The sequence below is a fragment of the Planktothrix sp. FACHB-1355 genome, assembly GCF_014748295.1.
In the GTDB taxonomy this organism is placed as follows: Bacteria; Cyanobacteriota; Cyanobacteriia; order Cyanobacteriales; family Aerosakkonemataceae; genus Aerosakkonema; species Aerosakkonema funiforme_A.
In genome coordinates this window covers 1-14,102 of record NZ_JACJUP010000008.1, presented here as the reverse complement: position 1 = coordinate 14,102, position 14,102 = coordinate 1, and the positions used below count along the sequence as shown (strand labels likewise).

The window sequence follows — 14,102 nt, the reverse complement described above, 5'->3', positions numbered from 1 at the left end:
TACATTTTTGAATCAGGTGCGCCAAGTATATTATTACCAAACTAAACCAGTGCCGAGCTGATATGATTAAGTAATTTTTCTAACAAGAATTCGCTCGTTATATCTTCGCCTTGGAGTTTTTCGGACTGAACGTATTCGGGTTCCAAAGCGACGGTGATAATTTCGGCATTTCTGATTAGTTTATAGAATTCAGCGGGTTTTTCCGGACTTATTGACTTTTTAGTCCTGAAATAATCGAGATCGATGTCAAGAATATACCCCGAATCGAAAACGCTTCCCTCTTCAAGGGACATATTCATACGCTCGATGACGGCTAGTTTTGATTTCAAATAATGGGCTTCGATCGCGATGTCTGCGTGCTTCCGCTTTTCCTCTTCGCTAATTTCTACTTGTTTATATTTGAACCCGGCATTCGGCGAAACGATAAAGATTCTATCCACCGGCATTCGGAAATTTTGCTCTTCGTCCGGCACATTGAAGTCGTGTTCGGGACGAGTAAAAATCATTTCGGAGGTTCCGTCACCGGTTTCGACGATTTCGCAATTGAAATGGCTCAGGTAGTTTTCTTCCTCGATAGAAGGCGTGTCGGTTCCGTGATAGGAGATAACGAACGCGCAATTCAATATGTCGGCTTTGATCGCTGCGTCGATCTGCTCGTCATTGACCAGCCTGCGCGCTGCTTCTTCGACGGTCCCTGAGTATCGGAAATCGATTTTCCCGCATAAGGCTTCACTCAGCGAATGCGGATCGTCGGGCAGTCCATTAATTTCGCTGCAAATGAAATTCCTGAAAGCCAGGACGGTGTCCGTATGGGTATCTAACGTGATTAAATTAGTTTTGCCTGTTTTTCTTCTAAACTCCGCCCAAGGAATCAAGGCGGCCTGATGGCTCTCGAATATGTATACGGATTTGTCCCCGATTTTTTCAGTAATCAACCCGCGCATATCTAATACAAAGTAATCGAGTTAAATAGTTAAAACGATATAAACGATATAAACAATACAAATTATTTAATCTTTTTGGTGGTTGGTCTGCCGGTTTTCAATTTCGGCACGGACTCGATGATCTTTTTTAGTTCCTGATTGCCCAAGTCTGAAAAATAATTGAGCCCCGCCCTGACGATCTCGGATTTCGTAACGACGATCCCCATTTCAAGACATTTCTTTTGGATCAAAGCAAATTTTTCGTGATCCGTTGCCGGCATCGTAAAAGCATCTCGAACGACTCTTTCTTCAACTGTTTTAACGAGCCGGGGCTTTGGGGCATTTTCGGCGCCGGATGCGAATGCTTCCACGAGCGACGAATCGATCGCCGGCGGCGGCTCGGTTTGATCAATTGAAGTGGATCGGCGCTTCACGTTTAAAGTCATTTTTTGCTTTTCTTTTGCCATCCCATAATCTCCTTGCCCAGCGATTCGATTTCCGCAGCGGCTTTCGTGTTATTCATCTCGCTCACGCCCATCCCGGCGGTTAAAGCATCGATATAAGCTTTCCTGTTGTAGATTACAGTCGAACAAACCGAAAAGGTTTCGGAAAGCTCGGCTAGTAGCTCTTTTGCTTCCTCGACGAGTTTGACGGCGGGGTTCGGCGGGGCGTTCGTAATAATGACGCGGGCTTCGAGCTTAGGATTAAAATCCCGCGCCTTATCGACTAGGTCTGCGACGTAGACCAAGGTTTCGATGTCAGCTTGACTGGGTCTCGTCGGAGTCAGCAGCAAATGAGAGGTCGGCAGTGCCGTTCTGAGTTCCTTTGAATCCTGCCCGCCCGAGTCGATAATCACCTCGTCATATTTTTTCGCCAAGTCCCGGACCGTATCGTAAATATTACCGCTTTTTTCGATGCAGGTCAGGCGCGGGAGCTTTTCGTTCGCCGAACGCCGCTCCGCCCAATTCGACGCGGTTCCCTGCGCCACGTTCGCATCGACGAGCAATACATCTCTTCCCTGGCCCGCCAGCCAGGCGGCAAGACAGACAGCAGTCGTTGATTTTCCCGTTCCGCCCTTTTGACCACCCACGCAAATAATCATATGAATTAATCAAACCCTTTGAAGTCTATAAACTATTTATACTATTTTAATCGTATAAATCAATTAAATAGTTTAAATTATTGATATTATAAAGCTGGTCGCAAGACGAGTAAAGTGGGCAAAAGAATATAAGAGAAAAAATTAAGGTAGCTGAGATTAATAAAAATCGACTACCAAACATGATGAAAAATTGGAAAGGGAGGAGAAACGATTCACATGCCTGCAACTTATGGGTTTGAAAAATAGTACAAAGTTAGGAACATCTTTTTGATTCGATAGATAATAAAAATCTTGTTTCAAATGAAATAAATAAGGTAGAATCGAAATTCGATCTATTAAACATTTACTTAGGCTTTCAAAAGCCTTCATAAAAGATGAACTTTAAATCAAATTTCAAGGATCTACCGATCTGGCATAAGGAGGATGGGCAATGAAAAAAGCGCCGATTTCAGGCAGTTACAATCAGCGCCCGTCTTCGATCGAGTAAAAAGACTTCTTTCCGACCGGCATTACCGCGACAAAACGAAACTTTTTTTCGCCGAAGGTATCAGAAACTTCGTCGAAGCAGTTGATCATAATTTTCCCGTCGAAACGATCATCTATAGCGAAAAACTGCTGACGTCTCCGATCGCTCGAAAAATGGTGCGGGAACTCAAACGGCAGGGCACGCCTTTCGTGCGAATCACGCCCGACGAATACCGACAAATATCGGTCACTGAGCGCGCCTCCGGAGTTGCCGCCATTTTTAGGCAGCCTGCAATGAAACTCAACGAGATAAATCCCAGGGAAGCTATCTGTTGGACCGCCGTCAGCAGTTTACGCTCGCCGGGTAATCTCGGCACGTTAATCAGGACGAGCGCCGCGATCGCTGCCGGCGGTTTTATTCTGATCGGTGACGACATCGACCCTTTCGCCCCGAACGTCGTGAGACCCACAATGGGCGCTATATTCAAACAGAAAATAGCCCGCGCCAGCTTCGAGGAGCTTCGGATATGGACGAAACATCATAAACTGCACGTAATCGGTGCCTCTCCGGGCGGTACGATTACCTATGACCGCGCCCGGTACAATCCGCCGACGGTCCTGTTGCTGGGCAACGAACGTACGGGATTGACCGAAAATGAGCAATCTTTATGCAGTCATCTGGTGCGAATACCGATGGCGGATGGCATGGACTCACTAAATGTCGCCGTCGCCGGCAGTCTTCTGCTTTACGAGATATTCCGTTATTCACGTTTCCAATTGCAAGGAAAATGAGGAAAAATTGTGTAGATGAATTAAAATCTCGGCAGTTTAATGTGGCTCGAATTTTTTGGTACTTAATGATTATGAATAAATCTACAAGGGCAAATAAAGATGAATACACAAAGTTTGAAGATCTTAAGAAAAATGAAACCCTTTACGAAATCTGCTTTAGAGAACGTTTTTCCGGTGTAGCGGTTATAGCTCCGCATGGAGGAAAGATTGAACCCGGCACATCGGAAATAGCCAGAGGGATCGCTGGCAATGAGCATACGTTTTATACGTTCAGGGGATTAAGAAAAGACGGTAATAAAAGGTATCTTCATATTGGGGTAAACCCAACACTGCTGTCACCAGCCGCAAAGTAGTGAGTTGGCTTAGGTGGCAGTCAAAAACAAAGCCAAAATTAAAAATTCTTCTTGCTTAAAGCAACCAAATCCTCTTTTCAAATCTCTGTTAATCCAACAGATTAATTTTTATTTAAATCATTCAACCAAATTGTTGAATTTGACCCCCAAACCGTGTTAATGTCTTTTTAATCAGCAATTTAGGCTATTAAAGCATCTTATGTTTGATATGGGTAAGATATAGCCGATTTGAAATATTTAACTTCAATTCTTAGGAGAATATTAAATGAGTCCAGAAAATCCCGTCGTGATTAATCAAGTATCGCCTATTGGAGGCTCTTTGGCTGGTGGTTATACCGTAACCATTTCCGGGTCTGAATTTCAAGAAGGAGCCGTCGTCTATTTTGGCGAACAATTGTCGGAAAAATCAGTTGTAAAAAACAATAATATTATGGAGGCTACCGTTCCGGGAACGAAAGAATCAGGCACGGTTGCTGTTACAGTTGTAAATCCTGATGAAAGTCAGTTTACATTAAATGACGCTTTTACATATGTAACGACGGAAGATTCCGAACACGCGGAAGTTGCCGGAATCTCTCCTCTAACGGTTATCGAGGATGTTGAAACTGAAGTAACCCTGCGAGGGCGGAATTTAATTCAAGCTTACGAAAATGGTTTGGTTGCTTTAAGGGGTCCGAGCCGAGTCGAGGTCAAAATTTCGGACGTTAGCCAATCCAGCGACGAGGAAAGCGGCATTGACTCCTTAACTTTTAATGTCAGCATTTCAGCAACACCTACCCTTCAGCCGAAAGAAAGAATTGCCATTCAAGTATTAGCCAGCACCAGACCTGAAGCCCAAGATGATTTAATTGTTGAAAGCAGTAAGCAAATGTTTACTGTTTTGCCCAAAGATATTCCCGTTCCGATTGCCTATACCCCAAGTTTAAATTCAGATAAATCGACTATGGTTGTCGTGCTTGGACGGAATCTCGACGGTTGTTCGCTTGAATTCGGAGAAGGGATACAAAACCATTTACAAAAAAGCGATGAAGATTCTCTTATCGGGCTTGTTTCAATTTCAAAAGACACAAGTGAAATATCAAGTCAGTTTTCCATATTGGATAAAAATGGTAATGCGATTGAGCAGTATAATTTGGCATTAGTTGAAGAGAATGAAAACTCTTCAAATGAGAACGGTGAATCCTCCGATGCGGTATTTATGCTTGACATGGTTCAGGTTGAAGGTCAGTTATTTCTCGGTCCGACAGTGGAAGATAGCCGACTCTTTTATTTGAACGGAAAGGTACAAATACATCCCGGCTATGATTTCTCGAATTTTGGAATTGAGGTATTTTCCTATTCTATAAGAATTCCGATAATCAGAATTGTTTCCCTTTTCCCGAGGTTTGACGGCGGAGGTCCGGAACGCGGTTCATTGGTTTCGGCACAGGTTGGAGACTTGTTTCCGTTACGCGGCATGGGAATTTTATTTGCTGCGCGGATTGAAGTTACTATTGTAATAACCGTCGTTGTTATTATAACCATTGACAATCCCTGGTTGTCCAGCGGTTTTAACGAATTCCCGGAAGTAGCTCCAAATGCGATGCTGTCGATTATTACAGGCATAATTATCGACATCGATATAATTCTGATAATCGGTTTTTTGAATGCGTTAGTATTGCCGGACGGCAGTCTACAATTGCTTTTTGTGTTCAATCTGACCGTCAATATTGATTTTAGGATAACCTTGGATGGGCGTGGTATTAATTTCATCCCCAACTTTACTCACAAGGTAAGATATTATAGCATTCTTCCATTTGCTGAACCTCTACCCTGCGACGGACGTTTTCAACTTGCAGTGGATAATGGGCAGACCATATTCCCCGATGGATTTGGCGGACGACAAGCCTACTATTTTGTTCGTTCAGCGGGTGAATGTTGTGTTTCCTGGAACTTTAATCTGGAACTTGTAAGATTTCGTTCTGGAGGAGACGAACAAGTAATACGATCCCCATTCAGTACGAATATGTGCATTACTGCACAGCCCAATCTTAATCTGATGAGCGTTATTATCATTTCGGATCCACCGCCACAAGGGATTCCACCGACGCTAATCATGAATATTGCAGATTCCGCGATTTTGAGAGCCTTCGGACAACCCGTAGATCAAACCGGCAATCCTACCGGACCCTTGCAGGACTTGCGCGATCTTGGCTACGATGTTGAGTTTTTTCTTGGGCTTCCACCTGAATTATTAGATCCCACGACCCTACCGGATGGAAACGCTTTTGCAATTCAAGCCGGACAAAACCTGATTCATGCGGCAATTAGTTTTAGAACTTCCAGTGGACAACTACCCTTTGCATTCTGGTACGGAACCATTCTGGGATTTCACATCATCCGTTATCTGGCTGAAGGAGAAGCCCCGCGTGCTGTCGCCGGAAACTTACCGTTGCAGGTTAATCCTCAAGTTACCGATATTAAAGTAAATCTGTCCATGGCGTACAAGGATTCTGCCGGAAGAGTAATCCCGGTTTCGGATATATACCGTGACGAACCTGACGCGCCGACTCCGAGAGAATACTTTCTCGCCGCCAAATTTGAATTTCCGCCCAATACTCCTACTCCGATCAAGGTTAAATTGAAAGTCGAATCCGCAAAAATGCTTGTGGATAATTCGCCGACAACTCCTCCATTTCCCTCCGACACTTTCGGATCTGAGTTTGATAGAAGTTCCGGCACCACAATTGGACAGTTTTTTAAAGGCTCTCTGCTTGGAGCGAATTTCGAGCCGGAAGTAACCTTAAACACTTTGCCTATGGCAAACGAGTATGTTGTATTCGACACAGCCAAACTCTTACCAAACAGGGTGGAAACTGTGGATGTGAATGGCGACATTGTTGATTATGTTCCTCCGGGTCCTAAAGTTACGGCGCATAAGCTCGGTTCGTGCGATAAAACTAATCGAAATGAAACTACCTGTCGAAGAAATGTAGCCGTTGAATTGAAACTCAAAGATCTCAAAGTAACAAATCCCAATGGCAGTACGACATATCCTTCCACATTGAGAACACCCCAAATTGTGCCGAAAGTTATTAATGACGAAACATTTGAAGAATATTTCCGTGTTTTTCATGAAGTTCGGACACTTATGACCCAAAGAAGCGAAAGAAGCACAGCGAATTCTCTCGGTAGTTTTACAAAGGAGTTAATTGGCGCTCTGCCACAATCAGGATCAATATCCGATGCCTTCTTAAGAGAAAGGGGTGAAAAATTGTGGAAATTGGGTTATGAGTTCGTTCAAGTCGGTAAAGAGGACGACCGGATTTTGTATTTTAGCAGACTTGAAGCAATGGCGGTATTGCGTGATGTTCAAAACAGAAACTTAACCCGTCTGACCGAAAATCAACTAAATATTTTCGAGTATACGTCCCGCGGACTGACTACTACGAACGGTTCAGATGCCCGAATTGCATTTGCAGGCGAACCCCATAAAGTGGTTGTAACTGGGTTCGACCCATTCTTACTCCCGGATTATGGTCTTATTAGCAATTCTTCCGGTATTATCGCTCTTTCCTTAAATGGAAAAGATTTTACGGAAGGTAATCCTCAGAAAACCTTCAAAATCAGAACCGCAGTACTTCCGGTTAGATTTAGAGATTTCGGTACAAGCGGAACAAATGCTGATGGCTTGATAGAAAAAATCATGAAAGATGCTGTCAACATCTGCGACTTGATTATGACATGCAGTTGGACTCCAGACGATAAATTCAATATTGATAGATTTGCTGCAAGGTATAGAACAAATACAACTCCAGATAATGAGAGAATTCTATCTCATACTAACCATCCGCTTGGAATGGACATCAATCAGGTGCCATATTATTTGGAAAGCACATTGCCGTATACACCTGTCGGAGTTGTAAAAGTTCCGGATGTCAATCCGGGGACTTTCAAAAACAGAAAAGTAACCGGACCTTCACCCGGTACTCAACCCACCACATATTTGATAATCAATCAAAGATTTTCTTTAGCCCTTCAAAACCCACCTAATTGTGTGAATAGAAATGTAGGTCCTATAAATGATCCTGAAACATACGAAAAAACAGGACGGAACCCGGCGACTTGCGGTGAACTCACTAGTGGGTCAGGGGGCGATTATTTATCTAACGAGATATTTTACCGAACTGCCCGAATCCGTTTACAGTCGAATCCGAGTTTCCCCACTGGACACCTTCACGTTCCAACAGTTGACTTAGATCCGCTTGTTCAGGATAAAGGTAAAAATGTTGCTAAAGGGGGCGAAGAAATTCTTAGGAGTCTTCTACCCTACGCGACATCGTTGTCGGGAACAATTCAGATTGTCTTTCCCAATACCATAATAAATTCCGCCGGGGTAATACGAACTTTAACCATTGATGTTCCGGCAAATTATCCTAATGATGTGGTAATTTCTGCGGTTGAATTTTCCCAAACGCCATCCGCTTTTCAGGCTGTTTCTTTCTCACCGCTTACAATACCCAGAGGTTCTAGCGGAACGATTCAGGTGAAATTTGTACCGACTGAGATCAGAGAGTATACCGATGTAATAAAACTCAAGAATTCCGATCAAATGGTTTTATATTCGGTTGAATTAAAGGGTAAAGGGATAGGGATGCAGCCTGTCATTTCAGGCTTTGCCCCAATAAGCGGATACGAAGGCGATATAATCACCATTACAGGACAAAACTTCACCGGCGCAACGGAAGTCAAGATCGGAAATACTCCGGTCAATTTCAATGTTGCTAACGATAGCAGAATCTCTGCAGAAGTTTCGCCCGCAGTGCCGCTCGGCATGCATTTTATCACGGTTACAACACCAAGCGGAACGGCAACCAGCACGACAAAGTTCACGCGGAGGATAATTCGACCTACTCCTTAAATAAGCTAATCCGGTAGTAACATTGGCGTTATGAGAATGCTAATGTTACTACCGGATTTAACAGGCTTAAGTGGATGAAGTTGATGTAACCTTTGCTAAAATTTATTTTGAAGGCTTTGATGCTACCGGAATCACCCACTTTCTTGAACAGAGGTTATTGCTAACTCCATATCTAAAGGGTTCTACTTGTACTTTGTCCGGCGGCAAATACAACTTGATTTTGTATGTTCCCATCGGAATGCGGTCAATTCTAAAAGTCCCGTCGGCATTGCTTCTGGTTTGATAAACTTTTCCATCGCTTTCGCTCATTGCCTCTATCAAAATATTTGCTACCGGTTCACTATATGAAATACTAGGTTGCTTACGGTCGGCATCTTCTTTTTTCATTGAAATCTTTTTTCTCTCTGAAAAAAATTCATAAACGCCTCCTTCAACGTAATCTCTCTTCTCATTTCTTAAAATTGAGTGAATATTAGCAAATACCTCATTAACCGCTTCTGCCGAATAATCGGTCATTGGACGGCTCAACCACTCGGAAAAATAAACCTTTCGTCCATCCAATTCTGAATTGTTGGCATAAAATAAATATTTGCTATTTTCTGTTGGATATTGGCAGAATGATCTTGAACCTAAATAAAGGGTAACTTTTTCAGGTAGTTCTCCCTTGAATGATTTTTTCACTTTCACAACAACTTTATGAGTTGTAGTCGTAGAATTAACCATTGTGTAAGGCATTTTTTCTTTAGAAATGATTTCGCCGTAAAAAAAATAGTCGTACCATTCAAAATTAGAGTTACAAATATTGAATGGGTTGAAGGGAGAGTTGCATTGCGGTTGAGCAAATGCTCCGGTTGAAGTCAGAAAAAGGAGTATCGAAAATAACACGATCTTTGATTTCATATTCACCTCAGACAAGAAATGGTTTTAGTAACGCGCTTCAAAAAATATGATGCGGAATCATTACGAATTGTTTGTTTGAGTTCGGGTAAAGTAAGATTTTTCATAATGTGCATTCGCAAATGACTTCTGGACATTTTAAGATAATTTCCCGGAGCCAAAGGTGTTTGACAATAACTTGGCTCGCTTTTGCTTTAGGAACTTAATCAATTCCTAAAGATTTTACCGCGTCCTGATAAGCCTGCTCGACATTTTTCAGCGACAGATGTTGATAAATTTCCAGACTCTTTTTGCTTTCGTGTCCCGAAATCAGTTGAATCTGACTATCGGAAAGTCCCTGCGAAGTCAGATAAGTAATCATCTGATGGCGGAACAAATGAGGATGAACTTTTTGAGAAATTTCGGCAATCTCACGATATTCCTTGACAATTTGCTGAACCCGTCGCGGAGTAAAACAGGTGTAGCGCGTTGTTTCAAATAAATATTTGTTTTTCGGATTCGCCCGCAGATGAGATTGCAGCACGAGCCGAAAATTATTCGGGAATAAAATATAGCGATCTTTTCTGCCCTTGCCTTCCTCAATAAAGATTTTGCATTGATTAAAATCAATATCCGAGACTTTGATTTTGACCAGTTCGCCGACACGCACAGCCGTAAAGAACAGCAGCTTGAGCATAATCTCGTGCTGAAGATTTCCGCAATCGGAAATCACCTGAAAGAATTTTTTTAGTTCCGACTCGGAAAGAATCTGGGGCAGCCGTTTTTCCTTGCGGGGCTTTTTAAGCCCGAGTTTTTTTCGTGCCTGTTGGCAAACGTAAATGAAATCATCGTAGGTGAGTCGTTCTTTTCTCGCCAGCCTGACAATTTTTTCAACGATTTCGATTTTTTCCGAATTTCCAGATTTTTTTGATTTCGCAAAATTTTCCGTTTTCGGCAATTTTTTCGTTTCGCTTGATTTCGCTTTTTCTTCCGACGACACGAAATCGGAATTGTTTGATGCCGGTTTTCGACTCTGTTTCATAATTCTGAACGAAAATTATTTCGTCTTTCCTATTTTCTGCGAAATGTTATATGATGCTTTCTATTTTAGCAACCTTACATAATTTTACTCAATTTATCTTGAATAAAATGTAATGAAGCGTGTTTGGGAAACAGATGAGTTAGTCGAGTATTGGACGCTGATGCCGCCGGAAGTTGAGTTCCTGGCAAACAAAATCGGAGCGACCAAACTGGGCTGCGCTGTGCTGCTGAAATTCTTTCAGCTAGAGGCGCGCTTTCCCCAACACGCGGCGGAAATTCCGCCGTCAGCCATTGATTATCTGGCAAAACAGGTGAAGGTCGCTCCCGAACAGTTTCAAAAATATGCGTGGCGGGGGAGAACCATCGAATATCATCGGGCGCAGATTCGCCAGCTTCACGGGTTTCGGGAAGCGACCGTCGAGGATGCTAATGCGTTATCTCAATGGCTGCAAGAACATATTCTTGTCAAAGAGCGCGATTATGAACATCTGAAGGCTGCCGCTTATCAAAAATGCCGCGAGTTGAAAATCGAACCTCCGACACCTGAGCGGGTTGATCGTATCGTCCGTTCGGCAGCCAGAGCATTTGAAGAAAAGTTTTGCGCCGAAATACTTTCGCAACTGACGCCGGAAAACCAAACTCTGCTGGACTCTCTGCTGCAAACCTCGCCTGAAGAATCAGAGCATCAAAGCAATCCCGGTGATGAAAAAGCGATTCTGCAGCGCTCAGTCTGGCAAAGCTTGAAAGCCGATTCCGGCAGAGCCAGCACCGAAACAATGTGTTTAGAAATCGCCAAGCTGGAACAGTTGCGAAATCTGAACTTGCCTGCCGAACTGTTCGCCAATGTTCCGCGAAAAATTCTGCTCGGGTTACGCCGTCGCGCCGCAGTCGAAGAGCCATATGAATTGCGCCGCCACCCGTCTCCGCTGCGTTATACTTTGCTTGCCGCGTTTTGTTGTTTGCGGATTCAGGAAATCAGCGACACGCTGGTTGACGTGCTGTTGGAGATAGTACATCGGATTGGGGTGAGGGCGGAACGCAAAGTCGAAAAAGAAATTCTTGAAGATTTCAAAAAAGTTACGGGCAAGGCAAATCTGCTTTTTCGTGTGGCGGAGGCGACTCTCGAAAAGCCGGACGGCATTGTCAAGGAGGTCGTCTATCCGGTGGTGCCGGAGCCGACATTGCGCGATCTGGTCAAGGAATGGAAAGCGAACGGTCCGGCTTATCGCCGAAAAGTCAGCGTCCTGATGCGGAATTCTTACCGTTCTCATTATCGCCGGATAATACCGAAACTACTCGAAACTTTGGAATTTCGCTCAAACAACGACCGGCATCGTCCGGTAATTTTGGCTTTGAAATTACTGAAAGAGTATGCCGGCAGTAAGGTTTCCCTTTATCCATTGGAAGAGGATGTTCCGTTTGACGGGATGGTCAAAAAAATCTGGCTCGATTCCGTTTTGGAAACCGACCGGGCGGGAAACATTCGCGTCAATCGGATCAACTATGAACTTTGCGTGTTGCAAACCCAGCGCGAAAGACTTCGCTGCAAAGAGATTTGGGTTGTCGGCGCCGACCGTTATCGCAATCCCGATGACGATCTGCCGGCGGATTTTGAAGCGCAGCGCGACAACTATTATGAAGCGCTGCACTTGCCGCTCGATGCCGATTCCTTTATTGACAAACTGCAACAGGAAATGCGCGAGGCGCTTGCTTTGCTGAACAAAGGACTTCCCAAAAATCCCCACGTCCAAATACTTTCAAAAAACAAAGGCTGGATTGCTCTCTCGCCACTCGAAGCGCAGCCTGAACCTTTGAGTTTATTGATGCTCAAAGCCGAAATGAGCCGGCACTGGCAGATGAACAGCCTGCTGGACATCCTCAAAGAAACCGATTTTCGGGTTGGCTTTACCGAAACTTTTAAAAGCCCGACCGCCTGGGAATCTTTAGAACGAACAGAATTGCAGCCGCGCCTGCTGCTTAGTTTCTATGGTCTCGGCACCAACACCGGGCTAAAACGAATGAGCGCCGGAGAATACGGCTTTACCTACAAAGACCTGCTTTACGTTCGTCGCCGCTTTATCAACAAAGACCATCTGCGAAACGCTATCCGGCAAGTGGTCAATGCGATTTTTCAGGTCAGACAGCCAAACATCTGGGGCGAAGGGACAACCGCCTGCGCTTCCGACTCAAAGAAATTCGGCGCATATGACCAGAATCTGATGACCGAATGGCACGCCCGTTACGGCGGGCGCGGCGTCATGATTTACTGGCACGTCGAACGGAAATCAACCTGTATTTATTCGCAATTGAAAACTTGCTCGTCTTCGGAAGCCGCCTCGATGATTGAGGGCGTTTTGCGGCACTGCACGGAAATGAGCGTCAATAAACAATATGTTGACAGTCACGGGCAATCCGAGGTGGCATTCGCTTTTTGCCGTCTGCTCAGATTTGAGTTGTTGCCGCGTCTGAAGGCTATTCACCGCCAAAAACTCTACCGGGTGGAAAACGGAAAAGACAATGAATATCGGAATCTGCAACCCATCCTGAAACGCGCCATAGATTGGAAACTGATCCGGCAGCAATACGACTTGATGGTCAAATACGCGACCGCGCTGCGGCTCGGAACAGCCGAAACCGAAGCCATCCTGCGCCGTTTTACTCGCCAGAATTTGCAGCATCCGACTTACAAAGCCCTTTCGGAATTGGGCAAGGCAATCAAAACGATTTTTCTCTGCCGTTATTTGCACTCGATTGAATTGCGCCGCGAGATTCACGAGGGCTTAAACGTCATCGAAAATTGGAACAGCGTCAACGGCTTCATCATGTATGGCAAAGGCGGCGAGTTCGCCTCGAATCGGCGCGAAGACCAGGAAATCACGATGCTCTCTTTGCATCTTCTCCAGATCAGTCTGGTTTATATCAACACTTTGATGATTCAACAAATTCTGAGCGAACCCGAATGGCAGGAACGATTACAGCCGGAAGACTACCACGCATTAACGCCGCTCATTTACAGCCATGTTACTCCATATGGGACTTTCAAACTCGACATGAACAAACGTCTGGTGATTGAAAAAGTGGCGAGGGTTTGAAAAAGAGTGGCTACTTTGCGGCTGGTGACAGCAATGTTGGGTTTACCCCATATTACAGGCACAAATTTTAACGAACCGACCGCGACGAATATAGTTCTGAATTCGGAAAGAGTTATAGCTATCCACGGGTGTAAGGGAAAAGATTTATTCTTAGAGGTGGGAGGACTCGATCACGATCTCAAAAAGTTGATTATCGATAAACTGTCTAAACACTTTGCGATTAGAAAACCTAAGGATTCTCGACCCGGCGAGAGTAAGGCAAATATTTGCAACCTAGGTAAAAATCACGGAGTACAAATCGAAATCTCGAAGGGGCTGCGCGACAGTATGTTCAAGGCTAATACAACAAAAGGGAGATTGATGCCCCCTAAAAGGAATTTTGAAAGGTTTATCTCCGTCGTCAGGGAAGCGATCGAAGAGCTGCTCACTACACAAAATAATAGAAACCAGAGCCGACTAAGTAATTTGACACAAATATATTAAACTATCTGCTGTATGGGCAGATTTATCAAAGTTGAATTAACTATCGACCAGCGAAAAGAACTCGAAAACGGTTAT

9 protein-coding genes are annotated in these 14,102 nt (G+C 44.2%); 4 read left to right on the top strand and 5 right to left on the bottom strand.

The features are described 5' to 3' along the window. Window positions 1-41: 41 nt before the first annotated feature. From H6S82_RS01430 to H6S82_RS01420, 3 genes are all read right to left on the bottom strand, one after another. Window positions 42-944, bottom strand: a complete 903-nt coding sequence (locus H6S82_RS01430; protein WP_191055961.1) for a UPF0489 family protein — start codon at window positions 942-944, stop codon at window positions 42-44. Between the two features lie 62 nt (window positions 945-1,006). Beyond that, the gene (locus H6S82_RS01425; protein ID WP_191055960.1) at window positions 1,007-1,390 is read right to left on the bottom strand and encodes a hypothetical protein; all 384 of its coding nucleotides are present in this window, start codon (window positions 1,388-1,390) and stop codon (window positions 1,007-1,009) included. Next, window positions 1,366-2,025 carry a division plane positioning ATPase MipZ gene (locus tag H6S82_RS01420; protein ID WP_191055959.1) on the bottom strand — a complete coding sequence of 220 codons (660 nt, stop codon included), beginning with the start codon at window positions 2,023-2,025 and terminating at the stop codon, window positions 1,366-1,368. Before H6S82_RS01420 ends, H6S82_RS01425 begins: the two co-directional genes overlap by 25 nt. Before the next feature lie 423 nt (window positions 2,026-2,448). Here H6S82_RS01420 and H6S82_RS01415 point away from each other — a divergent pair, with 423 nt between their 5' ends. From H6S82_RS01415 to H6S82_RS01405, 3 genes are all read left to right on the top strand, one after another. Further along, window positions 2,449-3,282 (top strand): RNA methyltransferase, encoded by an 834-nt coding sequence (locus H6S82_RS01415; protein WP_191055958.1) that lies wholly within the window; start codon window positions 2,449-2,451, stop codon window positions 3,280-3,282. Between the two features lie 71 nt (window positions 3,283-3,353). Further along, window positions 3,354-3,635, top strand: coding sequence for a poly-gamma-glutamate hydrolase family protein (locus tag H6S82_RS01410; RefSeq protein WP_191055957.1), 282 nt, complete (start codon window positions 3,354-3,356; stop codon window positions 3,633-3,635). Window positions 3,636-3,900: 265 nt separating this feature from the next. Further along, on the top strand, window positions 3,901-8,535 hold the full coding sequence (locus H6S82_RS01405; protein ID WP_191055956.1) for an IPT/TIG domain-containing protein: 4,635 nt from the start codon (window positions 3,901-3,903) through the stop codon (window positions 8,533-8,535). Between the two features lie 102 nt (window positions 8,536-8,637). On the opposite strand, the gene H6S82_RS01400 is transcribed toward H6S82_RS01405, so the two are convergent. Next, entirely contained in the window at window positions 8,638-9,435 is a 798-nt protein-coding gene (locus H6S82_RS01400; RefSeq protein ID WP_191055955.1) for a carboxypeptidase-like regulatory domain-containing protein, read from the bottom strand. Window positions 9,436-9,634: 199 nt separating this feature from the next. Continuing rightward, the gene (locus H6S82_RS01395) at window positions 9,635-10,453 is read right to left on the bottom strand and encodes a tyrosine-type recombinase/integrase (protein WP_191055954.1); all 819 of its coding nucleotides are present in this window, start codon (window positions 10,451-10,453) and stop codon (window positions 9,635-9,637) included. Window positions 10,454-10,565: 112 nt separating this feature from the next. Here H6S82_RS01395 and H6S82_RS01390 point away from each other — a divergent pair, with 112 nt between their 5' ends. Then, window positions 10,566-13,544, top strand: coding sequence for a Tn3 family transposase (locus H6S82_RS01390; RefSeq protein ID WP_191055953.1), 2,979 nt, complete (start codon window positions 10,566-10,568; stop codon window positions 13,542-13,544). Window positions 13,545-14,102: the final 558 nt, after the last annotated feature.

Bases quoted from the DNA above. Each gene is read 5' to 3' on its own strand.
- H6S82_RS01430 (WP_191055961.1), bottom strand. From the start codon at position 944: ATGCGCGGGTTGATTACTGAAAAAATCGGGGACAAATCCGTATACATA.
- H6S82_RS01425 (WP_191055960.1), bottom strand. From the start codon at position 1,390: ATGGCAAAAGAAAAGCAAAAAATGACTTTAAACGTGAAGCGCCGATCC.
- H6S82_RS01420 (WP_191055959.1), bottom strand. From the start codon at position 2,025: ATGATTATTTGCGTGGGTGGTCAAAAGGGCGGAACGGGAAAATCAACG.
- H6S82_RS01415 (WP_191055958.1), top strand. From the start codon at position 2,449: ATGGGCAATGAAAAAAGCGCCGATTTCAGGCAGTTACAATCAGCGCCC.
- H6S82_RS01410 (WP_191055957.1), top strand. From the start codon at position 3,354: ATGAATAAATCTACAAGGGCAAATAAAGATGAATACACAAAGTTTGAA.
- H6S82_RS01405 (WP_191055956.1), top strand. From the start codon at position 3,901: ATGAGTCCAGAAAATCCCGTCGTGATTAATCAAGTATCGCCTATTGGA.
- H6S82_RS01400 (WP_191055955.1), bottom strand. From the start codon at position 9,435: ATGAAATCAAAGATCGTGTTATTTTCGATACTCCTTTTTCTGACTTCA.
- H6S82_RS01395 (WP_191055954.1), bottom strand. From the start codon at position 10,453: ATGAAACAGAGTCGAAAACCGGCATCAAACAATTCCGATTTCGTGTCG.
- H6S82_RS01390 (WP_191055953.1), top strand. From the start codon at position 10,566: ATGAAGCGTGTTTGGGAAACAGATGAGTTAGTCGAGTATTGGACGCTG.